We start from the raw sequence: 19,904 nt of genomic DNA on the forward strand, positions 1-19,904 counted from the left end.
GGCCGCTCAACTTTCCTGCCCACCGTAACGGCAGACCCCGGGGTGGTGTTCCCGGGGGTCGCCGGAGACCTGCGCCACAGCGGCACGGCTGGGCGACCCGCGCGGTCAGGGGCGCGGCAGGCGGGTGACCACGAGGTCCCGCCCGGCCTCCTTGGCCACGTAGAGCAGCCGGTCGGCGCGCAGCAGCACCGCGTCGACCGAGTCGGCGTCGCTGAGCACGCTGACCCCGAAGCTCGCCGTCATGGCCAGCCCGCCCGGGAAGCCGCGGGCGGCGATGTCCCGGCGCAGCCGCTCGGCGACCGCCACCCCGGCCTCCAGGTCGGCCCGCGGGACCACGACGAGGAACTCCTCGCCGCCCCAGCGGCCGAACACGGCGTCCGGGCGCAGCGAGGACAGCACGACGTCGGCCACCTCCTGCAGCACCAGGTCGCCGACGTCGTGGCCGTACCGGTCGTTGACGGCCTTGAAGTGGTCCAGGTCGAACAGGACGACGGCGGTGCTGCCGCCGGCGCGGCGGTCCTGCACCGCGGTGTGCAGCGCGTCGATCAGGCTGCGCCGGTTCGGCAGCCCGGTCAGGACGTCGGTGTGCGCGAGCTCCCGCAGCCGGGCGGCCTCGGCCCGGCTCAGCGCCAGGGCCTCCTTGCTGCGGGCCATGAGGAAGGCCAGCATCGCCAGCACCACGACGTAGCCCAGCGCGCCGGCGAGGTCCAGCGCGTAGTTCCGCATCCCGGGCTCGACGGGCAGGAACCGCACCGTGCCGACGACCAGCGCGATCGCCGGGCCGGCCAGCGAGGCGACCACCGCCCAGCGCACGTCGAACCACAGGTGGGCCAGCACCACGAGCAGGCACAGGTTGGCGAAGACACCCGGGAACAGCGAGGCCCACGCGGCGGCGTCGTCGGGGGCCGCGGCCAGCTGCAGGGCCATCGTGGTCAGCCAGACCACCGCGAGGACGACGAACCCGCCGACCTCCACCCACCGCACCCGGGACGGCCACCACACCAGCAGCGCCCCGGCGCCGAGCAGGAACAGCGCCAGCAGCGGGAAGGACACCGTCCGCTCGAGCTGCTGACCCCCGGGGCGGGCGATCTGCCAGGCGCAGCCCAGCAGGCCGAGCAGGCAGATCGCGAGGTAGACGCGGCGCCGCACCTGCCCCTGCACGCGCCGCCTCCCTGTCGCCACCCCCCTGCGCCGGGTGATCGACGCAGGTCGGGCGGTCGCCAGAGGTTGTCACGCCCGCCCGGGCGCGGCAACGCCGACCCGCGGACGGGCGCGCCCCCGGTGTCGGTTACTCGCCAGTAGCCTGTCGGTGCGCTGGGCTATCGTCCGCGCCAGTCACCGTCGTCGTCCCGACGCTCGGGGAGAGGGAGTTCCGTGGGCCCGTTGCAGATCGTCCTGGGCACGCTGTGCGTGCTGCTGCTCGTCGTCGCCGTCGTGCTGGCGACCCAGGCGGTGCGGAAGATGCTGGCCGTCATCAAGACCGGCCAGCCCGACGGCACCCGGTTCGGCCCCGTCGGCCCCCGGTTGAAGAACCTGGCCGTGGAGTCCCTGGGGCACACCCGGATGCTCAAGTGGTCGACCATCGGCGCCGCGCACTGGTTCGTGATGGTGGGCTTCTACGGCCTGTTCCTCACCCTGGTCGAGGCCTTCGGCGAGGTCTTCTCCCCCAGCTTCCACCTGCCGCTGATCGGCACCTGGGGCGTCTGGAACCTCTTCGTCGACGTCATCGGCGCCGGCACGGTCATCGGCATCCTGGTGCTGATCGTCATCCGGCAGAAGGACCACCCGCGCCGCACCGGCCGCAACGGCCGCTTCACCGGGTCCAACGAGGGCCGCGGCTACTTCGTCGAGGCCGTCGTCCTGGTCATCGGCATCTGCATCCTGTCGATCCGGGCCGCCAAGATCGCCTCGGGCCTGGACGACGCCCCCGGCTGGTCGCACCCGGTCAGCTCGGCGCTGTCGAACCTGTTCCCCGACAGCCCCGACCTGGTCAGCGTCATCGCGTTCGTGAAGATCGTGGTCAGCCTGGTCTGGCTGATCGTGATCGCGCGCAACCTGACGATGGGCGTGGCCTGGCACCGGTTCAGCGCCTTCTTCAACATCTACTTCAAGCGCGAGGACGACGGCGGGGTCGCGCTGGGCGCCCTGCAGCCGATGACCTCGGGCGGCGTGCCGATCGACTTCGAGGACCCGGACGAGGACGCGACCTTCGGCCGCGGCAAGATAGAGGACTTCACCTGGAAGGGGATGCTGGACTTCACCACCTGCACCGAGTGCGGGCGGTGCCAGAGCCAGTGCCCGGCCTGGAACACCGGCAAGCCCCTGTCGCCGAAGATGGTGATCATGGACCTGCGGGACCACCTGTACGCGAAGGCGCCGTACCTGGTCGGCGCCCGCGAGGTGGGTGACGGCAAGGGCGACTCCGCGGGTGGCGAGTCGGTGATGACGCCCGAGGCGCCGTCGGCGGAGCAGACCTGGTACTCCGGCTTCGCCCGCATCGAGGGCACCAACGACGCCCAGGCCGAGCGCCCGCTGGTCGGCACCCTCGAGGAGGGCGGGGTCATCGACCCCGACGTGCTGTGGAGCTGCACCAGCTGCGGGGCCTGCGTGGAGCAGTGCCCGGTCGACATCGAGCACGTCGACCACATCATGGACATGCGCCGCTACCAGACGCTGATCGAGTCCAGCTTCCCCTCCGAGGCCGGCGTGATGCTGCGCAACCTGGAGAACCGCGGCAACCCGTGGGGCGTCAGCCCGTCCACCCGTGACGAGTGGATGAAGGACATGCCCTTCCCGGTCCGCCAGGTCGAGGGCGCGATCGACGACGACGTCGAGTACCTGTTCTGGGTCGGCTGCGCCGGGGCCATCGACGACCGGGCCAAGAAGGTCACCAAGGCCGTCGCCGAGCTGCTGCACACCGCGGGCGTCGAGTTCGCCGTGCTGGGCTCGGGCGAGACCTGCACCGGTGACCCGGCCCGCCGGATGGGCAACGAGTTCGTCTTCCAGCAGCTGGCCGCGGAGAACGTCGAGACGCTGAACACCGTCTTCGAGGGCCGCGAGACCGGCCGCCGCAAGATCGTGGCGACCTGCCCGCACTGCTTCAACTCGATCAACAAGGAGTACCCGCAGCTGGGCGGCGACTACGACGTCGTGCACCACACCCAGCTGCTGGGCCAGCTCGTGGAGGAGGGCCGGCTGGTGCCGGTCACCCCGATCGACCGCAAGGTGACCTACCACGACCCGTGCTTCCTGGGCCGGCACAACAAGGTCTACACCCCGCCGCGGGAGATCCTGGACAGCGTCCAGGGCCTGCGCACCCAGGAGATGCACCGCTGCAAGGACCGCGGGTTCTGCTGCGGCGCCGGCGGTGCGCGGATGTGGATGGAGGAGAAGATCGGGACGCGGATCAACATGAACCGCACCGAGGAGGCGCTCGAGCTCGAGCCCGACGTCATCTCCACCGCCTGCCCGTTCTGCATCACGATGCTCAGCGACGCGGTGAACACCAAGAAGGAGAAGGGCGAGGCGGCCGAGCACGTCGAGGTCCTCGACGTCAGCCAGATCCTGCTCCGCGCGATGGCCCCGGTCGGGGCCGCCGCAGCCGGCACCGCGTCGGGCCCGACGCCGGGCTCCGAGGGCCCGGAGGACCGGGGCACCGCCCCGCAGGGCACCGAGCACGGCGAGACCCAGCAGGGCCAGTCCGGCCCGGGCGCCGCACCCGCCGAGTAACCGCACCCAGCAACACCCCGCAGCCGACGAAGGACCTGGCCCCACCCCACGACACGCTCCGCGTGCCGCGGGCCCCTGGGGCCAGGCCGTTCCATCCCGTCACCAGGGACACTGGACGCCGTGAGCTTCATCTTCGGCGGGGTGCGGGGGCGCGAGGACCCCGAGCTGGCGGCGGGCAACCGGCGCTCGGCGAACCACTACGCCCGCGACATCGGCGACGAGCGGGCGCTGGCCGGTGACCGGCCCACCATCCGGCGCGGGAACCACTGGGCGTGGCTGGCGGTGGCGGTGGTCGCCCTGGCGGTGCTGGCGTTCACCAGCTCCCGCGGCGCCGACGAGGTGCCGCTGACGGCGAACTGCAGCACCCCGGCGATCGGGGTCTCCTCCAGCCAGGTCGTCCGCGGCCAGACCATGTACGTCCGGCTCACCGGTCCCGATGACACCGACTTCGTGCTGACCGTCGACGGCGAACCGGTCCGCGGCGACGCCGGGTCGACGGTGGACTACACCGAGACCCCGGCCGGCCCCGCGCTGCGGCTGGCCCAGTGCCTGTCCCCCGACCTCGCCCTGGCCGTCCCCGCCGGCGACGGCGCGCACGAGCTCGCCCTGCAACGGCTCGCGGCCGACGGCTCCACCATCCAGGTCGCCGCGGTCACGATCCAGGTCAGCGGCACGGGCTGACGACGACGGGCAGCCCGGCAAGGTACACATCACCCGTGCTGCTCCACCTGCGGATCACCTCCCCGGCCGACCGGACCGAGGCCGTCCGCACGCTGCTCGCCGACGACCCGGGCACCGCCCACCTGGCGCTGCTGCCCGGCTGCTCGGTGAGCCCGCCCGGCGACGTGTTCCTGGTCGACGTCGCCCGGGAGTCCGCCGACGGCGTCATCTCCGCGCTGCGCGAGCTGGGCATCGACCGGGACGGCGGCATCGCGATCGAGTCCGTCGACGCCGCGGTCTCCCGGCCGGCCCAGGAGGCCGAGGACCGGGCGCCGGGGGACGGCGCGGACGCGGTGGTCTGGGAGCAGGTCGTCCGCACGACGGACGCCGACTCCTCGCTGTCGGTCGCCTACGTGGCCTTCCTGACCATCGCCACGCTGCTGGCCGCGGTGGCCATCGTCAACGACTCGGCCGTCCTGGTCATCGGCGCCATGGTGCTGGGGCCCGAGTTCGCCCCCATCGCCGCGCTGGCGGTCGCGGTCGTGCACGGCCGGCGCTCGATCGCCCGCCGGGCGGTGATCGCCCTGGTCGTCGGTTTCGCCGTCGCGATCGCGGTCACCACGGCGGTGGCCGTGCTGGGCCGGGCGCTGGGCTGGTACGGACCCGAGCTGCTGGACGCGGCCCGGCCGGCGACCGGCTTCATCACCCAGCCCGACCGCTGGTCCCTGGTCGTGGCGGTGCTGGCCGGCATCGCCGGCGTGCTGTCGCTGACCTCGGCCAAGTCCGGCGCCCTGGTCGGGGTCTTCATCTCGGTGACCACGGTCCCGGCAGCCGGGGACATCGCGCTGTCGCTGGCGCTGGGCGGCGGTCGGGAACTCGGCGAGGCCGCGGCCCAGCTGGGCATCAACCTGGTCGGCATCCTGGTCGCCGCACTGGCCACGCTGGCCCTGCAGAAGGCGGTCTGGCGACGGGTGCCCCGCACGGTGCCGCACCGGTTGGCCGACACCGCGGCCTGACCTCCGCCGGCGCGCACGCCGCTGACCTGCGGCGACACGCCGCGGGCCGGACGTGCCACCATGTCAGCCGTGACCGCGACCCCGGCCGTGTCCGCCTCCCCGGCGGCGCTGCTGCACCACGTGCGCACGGGTCGCGCGCGCAGCCGGGCCGAGCTGGTGGCCCTGACCGGCGCCTCCCGCAACACCATCAGCGGCCGGGTCGACCAGCTGATCGGCGCCAACCTGCTGGCCGAGGGCGGCCGCGGCTGGAGCACCGGCGGACGGCCGCCGACGCTGCTGCAGTTCAACAGCGAGGCCGGCTGCGTGCTCGCGGTGGACCTCGGGGTCACCAGCGTCGACGTCGCCGTCACCGACCTGTCGGCACGCGTGCTGGCGACGGCCGGGCACCCGATCGACATCTCCGAGGGACCCGCGGCCGTGCTCGGCGAGGCGAGCCGGCTGGGCCGCCAGGTGCTCGCCGAGGCCGGGCTGCGCGACGCCGACGTGCGCGCGGTCGGGGTCGGGGTGCCCGGCCCGGTCGAGTTCTCGACCGGCCGGCCCTCGCACCCGCCGATCATGCCGGGCTGGCACGACCACCCGATCCCCGAGGCGTTCGCCCGCTGGGCGGCCCCGGTCTTCGTCGACAACGACGTCAACGTGATGGCCCTGGGCGAGCTGGGTGTCGAGGGCTCCGACCAGGACGCCCTCGTGGTCAAGGTCGGCACCGGGGTCGGCTGCGGCGTGATCGTGGCCGGGCGCGTCTACCGGGGCGCGCAGGGCAGCGCCGGGGACATCGGGCACATCCACGTCCACGCAGCCGACGGCCGCAGCGTGCTGTGCCGCTGCGGCAACACCAACTGCCTGGAGGCGCTGGCCAGCGGGGCCTCGCTGCTGCGCGACGCCCTCGACGCCGGCCTGCCGGTCGCCAGCACCCGGGACGTCGTCGCCCTCGCCGTCCGCGGGGACGGCCCGGCGCTGGAGCTGGTGCGAGACGCCGGCCGGACGATCGGCACCGTGCTGGCCGCGCTGGTCAACTTCTTCAACCCGCACCGGATCGTGGTCACCGGCGGGGTGGCCCAGGCCGGCCTGCCGCTGCTGTCGGGCATCCGGGAGTCCGTCTACGCCCGCGCGATGCCGCTGGCCGCCCGCACCCTGGACATCTCGGTCAGCGACGCCCCGGAGCTCTCCGGGCGGGTCGGCGCGGCACTGATGGCCATCGAGGGCTACCTGGACGACGAGTCCGTCCGGCAGGCCATCACCAGCTGACCGGCGGCCGAAACCGGCAGCCCATCTCGTTTCGGTAACGGTTCACCGGGACCTGGGTCACACACGCTCAGCCAGACCATAGGTTGACGCTGCAACGGACTAATGCTCATTGCTGAGCATAAGTGGAGGCGGTGGGAGTGAGCGGCGTGCTGCTCGAGATGCAGGGGATCGTCAAGACCTTCCCCGGGGTACGGGCCCTCGACGGCGTCGACCTCGACGTCCGCGCGGGCGAGGTGCACTGCCTGCTCGGCCAGAACGGCGCGGGGAAGTCCACGCTGATCAAGGTGCTGGCCGGCGCGCACCAGCCCGACGAGGGGACCATCCGGTGGGAGGGCGAGCCGATCCGGCTCACCGACCCGCAGGCGGCGATGAGCCGCGGGATCGCGACCATCTACCAGGAGCTGGACCTGGTCGCCGGCCTCTCCGTCGCCGACAACGTCTTCCTCGGCCGGGAGCGCTCCCGGTTCGGCCTCAGCCGACCGGCCGCCGACCACCGGGCCACGGCCGCGCTGCTCACCCGGCTCGGCCACCCCGAGATCCGGCCCGGCGCCGAGGTCGGCACGCTCTCGGCGGCCAGCCAGCAGATGGTGAGCATGGCCCGCGCGCTGTCCCAGGACGCCCGGCTGATCGTCATGGACGAGCCCTCCGCGGTGCTGGACAACGAGGAGGTCGAGCGGCTGTTCACCGTCGTCCGCGACCTCACCGCCGACGGGGTGGCCGTCGTCTACATCTCCCACCGGCTGGAGGAGATCCGGCAGATCGGCGACCGGATCACCGTCATCAAGGACGGCGCGACGGTGGCCACCGGCCTGCCCGCCCGGGAGACCTCGACCCGCGAGGTCATCTCCCTGATGACCGGCCGCACCATCGAGTACGTCTTCCCCCAGCGCACCGAGCGCGCCGCGGCCACCGCGGCGCCGCTGCTGGAGGTCGAGCACCTGACCGTGCCCGGCCACGTCGACGACGTGTCCTTCACCGTCGCGCCCGGGGAGATCCTGGGCCTGGCCGGGCTGGTGGGCTCGGGCCGCTCCGAGGTGCTGGAGGCCGTCTACGGCGCGCGGCGCCCCAGCACCGGCCAGGTCCGGGTCGGCGGCAAGCGGCTGCGCCCCGGCGACGTGGCCGCGGCGGTCGGCGCGGGGGTCGGGCTGGCCCCGGAGGAGCGCAAGAGCCAGGCGCTGCTGCTCGGCGAGCCGATCTACCGCAACATCACCGTGTCCAGCCTGTCCCGCTTCGCCCGCGCCGGCTTCCTGTCCGGCCGGGCCGAGCGGGCCGCCGCCCGCGAGCAGACCGACGCGCTGGACCTGCGCCCGGTCGACGTCGACCGCGAGGTCCGCACGCTGTCCGGCGGCAACCAGCAGAAGGTAGTGCTGGCCCGTTGGCTGCTGCGCGACTGCCGGGTGCTGCTGCTGGACGAGCCCACCCGCGGCGTCGACGTCGGCGCCCGGTCGGAGATCTACGCGCTGATCCGCGCGCTGGCCGACCGCGGCGTGGCCGTCGTCCTGGTCAGCAGCGAGATCCCCGAGGTGCTCGGTCTGGCCGACCGGGTCCTCGTGCTGGCCGACGGCCGCGTGCTGGCCGACGAGCCGGCCACCGCACTGGACGAGCACCGGGTCCTGGACCTGGTCATGCAGGGGCTCCCCACCGGGGCCACCCACACCATCGAGGGGCACGTGGCATGAGCGAGCAGACCACCACCGGCAGCACGACCACCGCGTCGGACGCGCCGGCACCCAGCACCCCGACGTCGTCGGGCGCCGGCCTCCTGGCCGGCCCGGTCGGGCGCAACCTCGGCCTGGTCGTCGCGTTCGCCCTGCTGTGCATCGTCGGGATCATCACCGCCGGCGACCGGTTCGCCAGCACCGACAACGTGCTGACCATCCTCCGGCTGGCCGCCGTCGTCGGCGTGGTCAGCATCGGGATGACCTTCGTGATCATCGGCGGCGGGATCGACCTGTCCGTCGGCGCCCTGGTCGCGCTGGCCTCGATCTGGGCCACCACGCTGGCCACCCAGGCGCTGGCCGCCGACACGCACTGGATCCTCATGGCCGGCGCCGCCGTCCTGGTCGGTGCGATCGCCGGGCTGGTCAACGGGGTGGTGATCGCCTACGGGAAACTGGTGGCCTTCATCGCCACCCTGGCCATGCTCGCCGCCGCCCGCGGCCTGGCCGAGATCATCGCCAACCGGCGCACCCAGATCGTCCAGGACCAGGACTTCCTCCGGTTCTTCTCCAGCAGCCCGCTCGGCGTCCCGACGCTGGTCTGGATGTTCGCCCTGGTCGCCCTCGCCGGCTGGGTGCTGCTCAACCGCACCACCTTCGGCCGGCGCACCTTCGCCGTTGGCGGCAACGCCGAGGCCGCCCGCCTGGCCGGCATCCGGGTGCAGCGGCACACGGTCGCCCTCTACGTGCTGTCCGGGGTGACCTGCGGCCTGGCCGCGGTCATGCTCATGGCCCGGACGACGACCGGCAGCTCCACCCACGGCACGCTGCTGGAGCTGGACGCGATCGCCGCCGTCGTCATCGGCGGCACGCTGCTGATCGGTGGCCGCGGCACGATCGTCGGCACCGTCCTGGGCGTGCTGATCTTCACCACGCTCAGCAACGTCTTCACGCTGAACAACCTGTCCAGCTCCGCCCAGGCCGTGGCCAAGGGCGTGATCATCGTGGCCGCCGTCCTGCTCCAGCAGCGGGTCGCCGCCGGCCGTCGGCAGCGCCGCTCGCCCAAGGCCCTGCCGCCCACCGCTGCGGAGGGCGCCCCCGCCGGAGCTGGAGGCCTCGGGGGTGTTGCCGGTGCAGCCGGCGACCATGACACCGGCGCCGAGCAGGGCGACGGTGCTGGTCAGCAGGCGACGGTGTCATGGTCGCCGGCNTCCTGACCCCTCCCACGGCACCACCCACCCCCCTCAAGGAGAAACACATGTCCGCACGGCACCGTCGCCTGCTGACCAGCACCGTCGCCCTGCTCGGCGCCGGTGTCATGGTCGCCGGCTGCACCGGCAACACCCCCGAGGCCTCCAGCTCCGGCGGGGGCGGCAACAACGCCGCCAGCTCCAACGACGACGCCGGTGACACCGTCACCATCGGCTTCTCCGCCCCGGCCGCCGACCACGGCTGGATGGCCCAGATCACCGCAGCCGCCCGGGCCGAGGCCGACGGCTACGACGACGTCGAGCTGGTCGTCGCCGAGGGCACCAACGACGTGTCCGCCCAGATCGCCCAGGTCGAGACCTTCATCAACGACGGCGTCGACGCGATCGTGCTGCTGCCCTTCGACGGTGCCGCGCTCACCCCGATCGCGCTGGAGGCCATGGAGGCCGGCATCCCGGTCATCAACGTCGACCGCGAGTTCGACGACCCGGACGCCGCCCGCGTGACGATCCTGGGCGACAACTACGGCATGGGCGTCTCCGCCGGTGCCTACATCTGCTCGCAGCTCGAGGACAAGCCCGACGCCGTCGTGGCCGAGGTCGCCGGCATCGACTCCCTGCCCCTGACCCAGGAGCGCAGCCAGGGCTTCTCCGACGCCCTCGCCGACTGCGGCCTGGACGTCGACAACCGGGTCGCCGCGGAGTTCACCGTGGAGTCCGGCGAGGAGGTCACGGCGAACCTGCTGCAGGCCGCCCCGCAGATCGACGCCATCTGGAACCACGACGACGACCAGGGCATCGGCGTCCTGGCCGCCATCACCAACGCCGGCCGCGACGAGTTCTTCATGGTCGGCGGCGCCGGCTCGGCCAACGCCATGCGCAGCATCCAGGCCGGCGACTCGGTCCTGCAGGCCACCGTCATCTACCCGGCCAGCCAGGCCGCGGACGGCGTCCGGCTGGCCCGCCTGATCGCCCAGGGCAAGGCGCTCTCGGACCTCATCGACGTCGAGGTGCCCCGCCAGATCACCCTGTCGGCCCCGGTCGTGACCGCGGACAACGTCGACCAGTACATCGACAGCGCGTTCGAGTCCTGATCCCCCGCCGGGGTGCGCGGCCCGTCCGCGCACCCCGGCTCCCCACGGAAGGACCGGCATGAGCACCCCCCTCCGCGTCGCGATGATCGGGCACGCCTTCATGGGCAAGGCCCACTCGCACGCCTGGCGCACCGCGCCCCGCTTCTTCGACCTCCCGCTGCGCCCCGAGCTCGCCGTCCTGGTCGGCCGCGACGCCGAGCGGACCGCCGCCGCGGCGGAGCAGCTCGGCTGGGCCGAGACCGCCACCGACTGGCGCGCGGTCCTCGAGCGGCACGACGTCGACCTGGTCGACATCTGCACCCCCGGCGACACCCACGCCGAGATCGCCATCGCCGCGCTCGAGGCCGGCAAGCACGTGCTGTGCGAGAAGCCGCTGGCCAACTCGGTCGCCGAGGCCGAGGCCATGACCGCCGCGGCCGACCGCGCCGCCGCGCACGGCGTCCGGGCGATGGTCGGGTTCACCTACCGCCGGGTCCCGGCCATCGCGCTGGCCCGCCAGCTCGTGGCCGAGGGCCGGATCGGCCAGGTCCGGCACGTCCGGGCCGCCTACCTGCAGGACTGGATCGCCGACCCCGAGGCACCGATGTCGTGGCGGCTGGAGGCCGACAAGGCCGGCTCCGGGGCGCTGGGCGACATCGGCGCGCACGTGGTCGACCTGACCCAGCACATCACCGGCGAGACCGTCACCGGGGTCAGCGCGGCGCTGGAGACGTTCGTGAAGGAGCGCCCGTTGCCGGCCGCGGCCGGGTCGCTGTCGGGCACCGCCGGAGAGGGCACCGGCACGGTCACCGTCGACGACGCCGCCGTGTTCCTCGCCCGCTTCTCCGGCGGCGGGCTGGCCACCTTCGAGGCCACCCGCTTCGCCCTGGGCCGCAAGAACGCCATCCGCTTGGAGATCAACGGCTCCCTGGGCAGCCTGGCGTTCGACTTCGAGGACATGAACGTCCTGCACTTCTTCGACGGCGCCGACCCGGCGGCCACCGCCGGCTTCCGCCGGATCGTGGTCACCGAGCCCGACCACCCCTACGTCGCCGGCTGGTGGCCGGCCGGCCACGGGCTGGGCTACGAGCACGCCTTCACCCACCAGGTGGTCGACCTGGTCGGCGCACTCGCCGCGGGCGAGCAGCCCACGCCGTCCTTCGCCGACGGGCTGGCCGTGCAGCATGTGCTGGACGCCGTGCAGCGCAGCGCCGCCGACCGGTCCACCTGGACCCCCGTCGTCCTTGACCCGAGGAGTTCCTGATGCCCCGCCCCGTCACCCTGTTCACCGGCCAGTGGGCCGACCTGCCCTTCGCCGAGGTCTGCGAGCTCGCCTCCGGGTGGGGCTACGACGGCCTGGAGATCGCCTGCTGGGGCGACCACCTCGACGTCGTCCGGGCCACCGAGGACGACGGCTACCTGCGCGCGAAGAAGGACCTGCTGGAGCAGCACGGCCTGCAGGTCTTCGCGATCAGCAACCACCTCAACGGCCAGGCCGTCTGCGACGACCCGATCGACGAGCGGCACGCCAACATGGTCGACCCCCGCGTGTGGGGCGACGGCGACCCCGAGGGTGTCCGCCGCCGGGCCGCCGAGGAGATGAAGGCCACCGCCCGCGCGGCGCAGGCCCTCGGCGTCAAGACGGTCGTCGGGTTCACCGGGTCCTCGATCTGGAAGACCGTGGCCATGTTCCCGCCGGTGCCCGAGTCGATGGTCGAGGCCGGCTACCGCGACTTCGCCGACCGGTGGAACCCGATCCTCGACGAGTTCGACGCCGCCGGCGTCCGGTTCGCCCACGAGGTGCACCCCTCGGAGATCGCCTACGACTACTGGACGACGGTCGCCACCATGGAGGCCATCGGCCACCGGGAGGCCTTCGGCCTCAACTGGGACCCCAGCCACTTCGTGTGGCAGGACCTGGACCCGGTCGGGTTCCTCTGGGACTTCAAGGACCGGATCTACCACGTGGACTGCAAGGACGCGAAGAAGCAGGTCGGCAACGGCCGCAACGGCCGGATGGGCTCGCACCTGCCCTGGGCCGACCCGCGCCGCGGCTGGGACTTCGTCTCCACCGGGCACGGCGACGTCCCCTGGGAGGCGTGCTTCCGGATGCTGAACACCATCGGCTACGACGGCCCGATCTCCGTGGAGTGGGAGGACGCCGGCATGGACCGCCTGGTCGGTGCCCCCGAGGCCCTGGAGTTCGTCCGGAAGCTGGCCTTCGACCCGCCGTCGGCCGCGTTCGACGCCGCCTTCTCGCGCAGCTGACCCGCCGCCCGCGCACCGCGGGCGTCGAGGAGACTGGACCCTCGTGAGCACCGCAGCACCAGCCCCCGCCGGATCCTCCCGACGGGGGCTGGTGCTCGTCGCCGTGGCGATCGTGCTGACCGGGTTCAACCTGCGGACGGCGGTCAACGGCGTCGGGCCGGTGCTGCAGGAGATCGAGGACGGCCTCGGCATCTCCTCGGGCGCCGCCGGCCTGATCACCACGATGCCGCTGCTGTGCTTCGCGGTCATCGGGTTCGCCGGTCCCCCGCTGGCCGCCCGGTTCCGCGACGGGCACGTGCTGGCCGCCGCCCTGCTGGTGATGGCGCTGGGCGTGGTCGGCCGGGCCGCGGCGCCGTCGTTCTGGCTGTTCCTGCTGGGCACCGTGGCCACCATGGTCGGCGGTGCGCTGGGCAACGTGCTGCTGCCGGGCATCGTCAAGCACTGGTTCCCCGCCCGGACCGGGCTGCTGGTCGGCGCCTACAGCACCACCATGGCCGTCGGCGGTGCGGTGGCCAGCGTCTCGACCGCGCCGATCGCCGCCTCGGTGGGGGTCGACGGCTGGCGGTGGGCGCTGGGCGTGTGGGCGGTGTTCGCCGTCCTGGCCGTCGTCCCGTGGTTGCTGGTGCCGCGCCGGACGTCGGTGGGCGGGGCACCGCGCGGCGTCCGGCTGCGCCTGCTGGTGCGGTCTTCGCTGGCCTGGCAGCTGGCCGTGTTCTTCGGCCTGCAGGCGATGCAGGCCTACGTGATCGTCGGGTGGACGGCGCAGTACCTGCGCGACGAGGGCATGTCCGCGGCTGCCGCCGGCGTGCTGGTCGGGGTGAACGCGCTGATCGTGATCCCGCTGAACGCGCTGGTGCCGTCGGGTGCGGTGCGGCAGTCCTGGCAGCGGCCGATGCTGGTCGGCTTCATGGCCTGCTACCTGGTCGGCTGGACCGGGCTGCTGCTGTCGCCGCTGACCCTGACCTGGCTGTGGATGTCGATGCTCGGCATCGGGATGGGCACCTTCGCGATGGTGCTGTCGCTGCTCGGCCTGCGGGCGCGCACGCCGGAGACGGTGAACGCGCTGTCGACCGTGGTGCAGGGCTGGGGCTACGCGATCGCCGCGGCCGGCCCGGTGCTGGTCGGGCTGCTGCGCGGGCTGACCGGCGGCTACACCGGCATGTTCGTGCTGGTCTACGCCGGGGTGGCCGGGCTGTTCGTGACCGGATGGCTGGTCTGCGCCGACCGCCAGGTCGACGACGAGGTGCCGGGTCTGCAGACGTCCACGACGCCGACCGGGTCCCCCGCGGTCGAGGCGGCCGGCGTGGAGTCCCCGGTGGTGCTCGAACCCCGCGGCTGACCCGGGTTTCGGCTCAAGCCGGAACACAACTGTCCGATGAGGGGGCGACACCCCCACCGGACGGAGCCTGCATGACCACGACCGAGGCGACCGCCAGGGCCAGGACCGCCGTACGACCCACCGGGGTCGAGCGCAGCTTCGGGGCCGACGAGCTCATCGTCTCCAAGACCGACCGCCGCGGCGTCATCACCTACGCCAACGACGTCTTCCTGCGCGTCGGCGCGTACTCCCTGGACGAGGTCATCGGGCAGCCGCACAACCTCATCCGGCACCCCGAGATGCCCCGCGCGGTGTTCCACCTGCTCTGGGACACCATCAGCCGCGGCCACGAGCTCTTCGCCTACATCAACAACCTGGCCGCCGACGGCGCCCACTACTGGGTGCTCGCCCACGTCACGCCCTCGGTCGACGAGCGCGGCACGATCGTCGGCTACCACTCCAACCGCCGCCGGCCCTCCCCCGGCGCCCTGGCCCAGATCCGCCCCCTCTACGCGGCCCTGCTCGCCGAGGAGCGCCGGCACTCCACCGCCAAGGCCGCCGTCACCGCCTCCGCCCAGCTCCTGGACCGGCTGGTGGCCGAGAAGGCCGCCGGCTACGAGGACATGATCTGGTCCATCATCGCCGCCCAGGAGAACTGACATGGCCCTGCACCGCCCCTCCCGCGGCCGCGACGACGCCGCCGAGCTCGCCGTCTACCGCGCCTTCGTCGCCCAGCTCACCGAGGACTGCGCCGCGGCCGCCCGCGGTGACCTCGAGGCCCGCAGCCGCCCGGTGCCCGGGTCCGCCGACATCCCCGCCCTCGTCGCCCTGGGCGACGGCGTCAACCGGGTCCTGGACGTCTCCGACGCCTTCGTCCGCGAGGCCAGCGCCTCCCTGACCTCGGCGTCCGAGGGCCGGTTCCACCGCAAGGTCCTGCTCACCGGCCTGCCCGGCTCCTTCAAGCGCAGCGCCGCCACCATCAACGCCGCCCGCGACGCCATGCGCGACTCCGCCGGCCGGGTGGACGCCGCCGCCGTCGCCCGCCTGGAGCTGGCCGACGAGTTCGAGTCCGTGGTGCTGTCGACCTCGGAGGGCGTGGCGACCGCGGCCACCGAGCTGTCGGCGACCGCCGCCGGGCTGACCGGGGCCGCCGGGGCCGCCAGCACCGAGGTGGGCGCCGCGCGCACCACCATCGACTCGCTGACCCGCTCGTCCCAGGAGATCCAGCAGGTCATCGCGCTGATCGAGACGGTGGCCGGGCAGACCCGGCTGCTGGCGCTCAACGCCACCATCGAGGCCGCCCGGGCCGGCGAGGCCGGGCGCGGCTTCGCGGTGGTCGCCAGCGAGGTCAAGGACCTCGCCGACCAGACCGGCCGGGCCACCGAGCAGGTCACCGAGCAGGTCGCGGCCATCCAGGCCTCCTGCGGGGACGTCGCGGCGGTGATGAGCTCGGTCGGGGACACCGTGCTGGCGATGACCGGGCTGGTGGAGGGGATCGCCGCCGCCGTCGACGGCTCGCACTCCCTCGGCGGGGTCACCGACCAGACCGGGCTGTCCCGGCTGGCCGAGCAGCTCAGCTCGGAGATGACCGGCTTCCTGGCCGCGATGCGGCACTGACCGCCGGCGCGGGATGAGGACCTCCTCATCCCGCGCTCACCGCGGTGCCACCGACGGGCCGCAGGGTCGGCCGGTGACCTCCTCGCTGCTCGCCCCCGCCGCCGGCCCGGACCTCACCTCCGCCTGGCCGGGGACGCTGCAGCTGCTGCTGGGCGAGGCGGCCGTGGACCTGTGGACGGCGGCCCTGGCACCGACCGGGGCGGCGCTGCGCGGGCTGCGGGCGACGTCGGTCTCGCTACGCACCGACGGCAGCGCGACGGTGCAGTACGCCGCGGCGCTCGAGGTCGCCGGCCGTCCCGCCCGGGACCCCCTCGCCGCCCCCCCCGGCAGCCGGATCCCGCCCGGCGCCGCGGTGCTGGCCGGCGACGTCGACGGCGCCGAGACCCGGGTCGGCCTGTGGCGCTGGCCGCACGACCCCGCCCTGCCGGCACTGGCGAGGGCCACCTCGACCGCCGCGGTGGGCCGGTGGCTCGGCGCGGCCGACGCCGTCCTGCGGGTGCGGGCGTACCGGCCCGGCCGCCGGGCCGTGGTCGAGGTGACCGCCCCGGACCGGCGCTGGTTCCTCAAGGTGGTCCGGCCGGCCGAGGTCGCCGGCCTGCTGGCCCGGCACCGGGTGCTCGCCGGCGCGGTGCCCGCTCCCCCGGTGCTGACCGCCACCGACGACGGCGTCTTGGTCCTGCCGGCACTGCCGGGCACCCCGGCCCGCGCGCTGCTCGCCGACCCGACCGCCCGCCCGGCGGCGGCGACGCTGACCGCCCTGCTCGACCGGCTGCCCGGCGAGCTCCTCGCGCTGCCCCGGGTGCGCGGGCCGCTGGAGCGGGCCGGCGGGCACGCGGCGGTGCTGGCGCTGGTGCTGCCGCACCTGCGGCACCGGTGGGACCGGGTGGCCGGTCGGCTCGCCGACGCCGACCCGGGCACGCACCCGCTGGTGCCGGTGCACGGGGACCTCTACGAGGCCCAGCTGCTGGTGGACCGGGGCGAGGTCACCGGCCTGCTGGACGTCGACGGTGCCGGGGCCGGGCACCGCATCGACGACTGGGCCACCCTGCTGGGGCACATGGCGGTCGCCGGGGCGCACGGGTACCGCGCCGAGCTCGCCGCGGCCCTGCCGTGGGGGCCGGCGGAGCTGGCGCCGCGGGTCACGGCGGTCGTGCTGGGCCTGGCCACCGGGCCGTTCCGGGTGCAGCAGCGGGGGTGGCCGCGGGCGACCGAGGCCCGGCTGGCGCTGGTCGAGCAGCTGCTCGACGGGGCGTGAGAGAGGGCTCATCGAGCTCTCCCGGTGGCCTCACGGCGGCTGCGCAGAGTGGTCCCCGTCAGCATGACCACCGATCGAGGAGGACCCCCGTGAACCGCCCCGCCACCTGGAAGACCATCACCTTCGGCGTCGCCCTGCCCGGCCTGGGCATCGCCGGTGCCGGCGTCGCCGTGGCCGACGACGACGCGCCGGCCACCCAGCCGACCTCGGTCTCCGACGTCCCCGCCGACGACACCCCCGGCGACGTCACCCCCGACACCGCGACCCCGGACACCGCGACGCCCGACGACAACACCCCGGACACCGCGACCCCCGACGACGACACCCCGGACGACGCCGACGACACCCCCGACGCCTGACCCAGCCGTGGGGATGGGCGACCGGCTCAGACCAACCGGTAGCCCATCCCGCGGACGGTCTCGATGCGGGCAGCACCCAGCTTCTTGCGCAGGTACCGGACGTAGACGTCGACCACGTTGCTGCCCGGGTCGAAGTCGTAGCCCCACACGTGGGACAGCAGCTGCTCGCGGGCCAGCACCTGGCCAGGGTGCCGCAGGAAGGTCTCGGCCAGCGCGAACTCCCGCGCCGACAGGTCCACCGTGCGACCACCGACGTGCGCCCGCCGGGGGCGCAGGTCCAGCGCGAGGTCGCCGACGGTGAGCACGGTCAGCTCGCCGCCCTGCCGGTCCGGGGCCAGCCGCAGCCGCACCCGGGCGAGCAGCTCCTCGAACCGGAACGGCTTGGGCATGTAGTCGTCGGCACCGCCCTCGAGCCCGGCGACGGTGTCGGTGACCGAGTCCCGGGCGGTGAGGACGACGACCGGGACGGCGCTGCCCTCCGACCGCAGCGCGCGCAGCACCGCGAAGCCGTCCAGCACCGGCAGCCCGATGTCCAGCACCACCAGGTCGTGGTCCCCGCTGCGGGCGGCGTCCAGCGCGGACAGCCCGTCGCCGACCACGGTGACGGTGAACCCGTTGGCCTTCAGGCCCTTCTCCACGAACGAGGCGATGCGCGGTTCGTCCTCGGCGACCAGGATCCGGCTCACGGGGTCTCTCCTCCAGCTCGTGGGTCGTCGGCGGTGGCCAGGGCGTCGTCCACCGTGCCGTCCGGGGTGTCGGCGGGCGGGGCCGGCCGGGCGGGCAGCACCAGGCTGAAGGTGGCGCCCTGGCCGGGCACCGAGTCCAGCGCCACCCGCCCACCGTGCGCGGCCGCGATGGCGGTGACGACGGCGAGGCCCAGCCCGGCGCCGTCGGTCCGCCGGGCGCCGGCCGACCCCCGGCCGAACCGGGCGAAGATCCGCTCGCGGTCGGCGTCGGACACCCCGGGGCCGGTGTCGGCGACCCAGAACCGCAGCTCGTCGCCGGTCCGACGGCTGCCGATGCCGATCCGGTCGCCGGGCTCGGTCACGTGGCAGGCGTTGTCGGCCAGCGCGACGACGGCCTGGGTCACCCGCTGCGGGTCCAGGACGGCGTCCAGCTCGGCCGCGGACTCCAGCACCCACTCCCGGTCGCCGAGCCGACGCACCTTGGAGACCACCTCGGCGGTGAGGGCGGCGATGTCGACCGGCTGCGGGCGGACGAAGGCCGGCTGCTCGGCCCGCGCCAGCAGCAGCAGGTCGGAGACGATGCGGTTCATCCGCTCGAGCTCGTCGTCGACCAGCGCGACGGTCTCCCGGACGTCGGCCGGGTCGGTCGGGTCGAGCACCTCGAGGTGGCCGCGGACGATGGTGATCGGCGTCCGCAGCTCGTGGCCGGCGTCGTCCAGGAACCGGCGCTGGGCGGCGACCCCGCCCTCGACCCGGTCGAGCATCGCGTTCACCGACCGGGCCAGGTCGGCCAGCTCGTCGCCGGGGCCCTCGGCCACCTCGATCCGGCCGGACAGGTCGGTCTCGGTGATGCCCTGGGCGGTCGCGGCGACGTCGCGCACCGGGCGCAGGATCCGCCCGGCGACGACCCACGCGCCCCCGGCGGCGGCCAGCGAGGTCAACCCGCCGACCAGCAGCATGAGGCGCGCGGTGTCGTCGGCGGGCTGCCGCTCCTCGTCGGCGAAGAAGGCGGCCACGACCACGCCGGTGGCCGGGTCGTCGGCCAGGCTGACCGGCACCGCGAGGTACAGCACCTCCCCGGCCCCGGAGGCGTAGGTGCCCGAGGTCGTGGTGGTCGCCGAGCTGACCAGCGCGGTGAACGCCGGGTCCTCGGCCAGGCGGACCGGGGCCTCGATCCGGCTCTGGAACCGGTAGGTGCCGTCGACGTAGCCGAGGAACTTCTCGTTGGGCCGGGCCTGGTTGTAGGTGATCACCGCCTGCAGGACGTCGGCGACGGAGGCGAACCCCTGGCCGGTGCCGGGGTCCAGCCCGTTGTCGACCAGGGCGCGGAACTCGGTCACCTCGGCGCGCAGGGACTCGGCCATCCGGGCGTCGGTCTGGGCGACCAGCAGCCGCCAGGTGACGAAGGTGACCGCGGCGAGGGACAGCAGGACCAGCAGCAGGACCCAGCCGATGATGCGGGTGCGCGCAGCACGGGGCGACCACCGTCGCCGACCCCGGCTGCCGCGGTCAGTCCTCACCGTCGTCGACACCGTCGTCCGGGTCGTCGTCGTCATCGTCGTCATCGTCCAGCGGCGGCGGGGGGACGACGTCGGTCGGCCCCGCAGTCCCGGTCGGCGAGCTGGTGACCGGGGCGGTGGGCGAGGGCACCGCGGTCGGCGCCGGCACGGAGATCGGGGCGGGGACCCGCCCGATGCCGGTGGCCGAGGGCTGCAGCGCCAGCCAGCCCACCCCGAGCAGCACCGCGCCCAGCGCGGTCACGAGGACCACGAGCAGGGCAGGCCGGGTGCGCACCGCCCCAGCGTGCCGCAC

Annotated in this window: 18 protein-coding genes; 14 read left to right on the plus strand and 4 right to left on the minus strand. The window is 74.1% G+C overall.

Features of this window, described 5'->3' with window-relative positions; genetic code table 11:
* Positions 1-105 precede the first annotated feature (105 nt).
* On the minus strand, positions 106-1,161 hold the full coding sequence (locus tag LFA75_RS08555) for a GGDEF domain-containing protein (RefSeq protein WP_225233220.1): 1,056 nt from the start codon (positions 1,159-1,161) through the stop codon (positions 106-108).
* A 213-nt stretch (positions 1,162-1,374) separates the two neighbouring features.
* Between LFA75_RS08555 and LFA75_RS08560 the strand changes: the two genes are divergently transcribed.
* The 14 genes from LFA75_RS08560 to LFA75_RS08625 all read left to right on the plus strand — a co-directional run bounded on the left by LFA75_RS08560 (position 1,375) and on the right by LFA75_RS08625 (position 17,406).
* A complete protein-coding gene (locus LFA75_RS08560; protein ID WP_225233221.1) occupies positions 1,375-3,729 on the plus strand; it encodes a (Fe-S)-binding protein in 2,355 nt (784 codons plus the stop codon).
* Between the two features lie 120 nt (positions 3,730-3,849).
* The gene (locus LFA75_RS08565) at positions 3,850-4,410 is read left to right on the plus strand and encodes a hypothetical protein (protein ID WP_225233222.1); all 561 of its coding nucleotides are present in this window, start codon (positions 3,850-3,852) and stop codon (positions 4,408-4,410) included.
* Between the two features lie 35 nt (positions 4,411-4,445).
* A complete protein-coding gene (locus LFA75_RS08570; protein ID WP_225233223.1) occupies positions 4,446-5,405 on the plus strand; it encodes a DUF389 domain-containing protein in 960 nt (319 codons plus the stop codon).
* A 69-nt stretch (positions 5,406-5,474) separates the two neighbouring features.
* Positions 5,475-6,650 carry an ROK family protein gene (locus LFA75_RS08575; RefSeq protein ID WP_225233224.1) on the plus strand — a complete coding sequence of 392 codons (1,176 nt, stop codon included), beginning with the start codon at positions 5,475-5,477 and terminating at the stop codon, positions 6,648-6,650.
* Between the two features lie 137 nt (positions 6,651-6,787).
* On the plus strand, positions 6,788-8,329 hold the full coding sequence (locus LFA75_RS08580; RefSeq protein ID WP_225233225.1) for a sugar ABC transporter ATP-binding protein: 1,542 nt from the start codon (positions 6,788-6,790) through the stop codon (positions 8,327-8,329).
* A complete protein-coding gene (locus LFA75_RS08585; RefSeq protein ID WP_225233226.1) occupies positions 8,326-9,525 on the plus strand; it encodes an ABC transporter permease in 1,200 nt (399 codons plus the stop codon). Before LFA75_RS08580 ends, LFA75_RS08585 begins: the two co-directional genes overlap by 4 nt.
* A gap of 41 nt (positions 9,526-9,566) precedes the next feature.
* Positions 9,567-10,610 carry a substrate-binding domain-containing protein gene (locus LFA75_RS08590; RefSeq protein ID WP_225233227.1) on the plus strand — a complete coding sequence of 348 codons (1,044 nt, stop codon included), beginning with the start codon at positions 9,567-9,569 and terminating at the stop codon, positions 10,608-10,610.
* Positions 10,611-10,668: 58 nt separating this feature from the next.
* Entirely contained in the window at positions 10,669-11,853 is a 1,185-nt protein-coding gene (locus tag LFA75_RS08595) for a Gfo/Idh/MocA family protein (protein WP_225233228.1), read from the plus strand.
* On the plus strand, positions 11,853-12,857 hold the full coding sequence (locus LFA75_RS08600) for a sugar phosphate isomerase/epimerase family protein (protein ID WP_225233229.1): 1,005 nt from the start codon (positions 11,853-11,855) through the stop codon (positions 12,855-12,857). Before LFA75_RS08595 ends, LFA75_RS08600 begins: the two co-directional genes overlap by 1 nt.
* 43 nt (positions 12,858-12,900) lie before the next feature.
* Positions 12,901-14,196 carry an MFS transporter gene (locus LFA75_RS08605; protein ID WP_225233230.1) on the plus strand — a complete coding sequence of 432 codons (1,296 nt, stop codon included), beginning with the start codon at positions 12,901-12,903 and terminating at the stop codon, positions 14,194-14,196.
* A gap of 71 nt (positions 14,197-14,267) precedes the next feature.
* The gene (locus LFA75_RS08610) at positions 14,268-14,834 is read left to right on the plus strand and encodes a PAS domain-containing protein (RefSeq protein ID WP_225233231.1); all 567 of its coding nucleotides are present in this window, start codon (positions 14,268-14,270) and stop codon (positions 14,832-14,834) included.
* A 340-nt stretch (positions 14,835-15,174) separates the two neighbouring features.
* Positions 15,175-15,792, plus strand: a complete 618-nt coding sequence (locus LFA75_RS24070) for a methyl-accepting chemotaxis protein (RefSeq protein ID WP_225236031.1) — start codon at positions 15,175-15,177, stop codon at positions 15,790-15,792.
* 73 nt (positions 15,793-15,865) lie between these two features.
* Positions 15,866-17,047, plus strand: a complete 1,182-nt coding sequence (locus tag LFA75_RS08620; protein WP_225233232.1) for an aminoglycoside phosphotransferase family protein — start codon at positions 15,866-15,868, stop codon at positions 17,045-17,047.
* Positions 17,048-17,136: 89 nt separating this feature from the next.
* Positions 17,137-17,406 carry a hypothetical protein gene (locus tag LFA75_RS08625; RefSeq protein ID WP_225233233.1) on the plus strand — a complete coding sequence of 90 codons (270 nt, stop codon included), beginning with the start codon at positions 17,137-17,139 and terminating at the stop codon, positions 17,404-17,406.
* 26 nt (positions 17,407-17,432) lie between these two features.
* Here LFA75_RS08625 and LFA75_RS08630 read toward each other — a convergent pair whose 3' ends face one another.
* The 3 genes from LFA75_RS08630 to LFA75_RS08640 are packed head-to-tail and all read right to left on the minus strand — an operon-like array spanning position 17,433 to position 19,886.
* Positions 17,433-18,092, minus strand: a complete 660-nt coding sequence (locus LFA75_RS08630) for a response regulator transcription factor (protein ID WP_225233234.1) — start codon at positions 18,090-18,092, stop codon at positions 17,433-17,435.
* Entirely contained in the window at positions 18,089-19,648 is a 1,560-nt protein-coding gene (locus tag LFA75_RS08635) for a sensor histidine kinase (protein ID WP_225233235.1), read from the minus strand. Before LFA75_RS08635 ends, LFA75_RS08630 begins: the two co-directional genes overlap by 4 nt.
* Complete coding sequence (locus LFA75_RS08640) at positions 19,602-19,886, minus strand: hypothetical protein (RefSeq protein WP_225233236.1); 285 nt, start codon at positions 19,884-19,886, stop codon at positions 19,602-19,604. The genes LFA75_RS08635 and LFA75_RS08640 overlap by 47 nt, the downstream gene beginning before the upstream one ends.
* Positions 19,887-19,904 lie beyond the last annotated feature (18 nt).

The organism is Klenkia terrae (genome assembly GCF_900491935.1).
GTDB classification, from domain to species: domain Bacteria; phylum Actinomycetota; class Actinomycetes; order Mycobacteriales; family Geodermatophilaceae; genus Klenkia; species Klenkia terrae.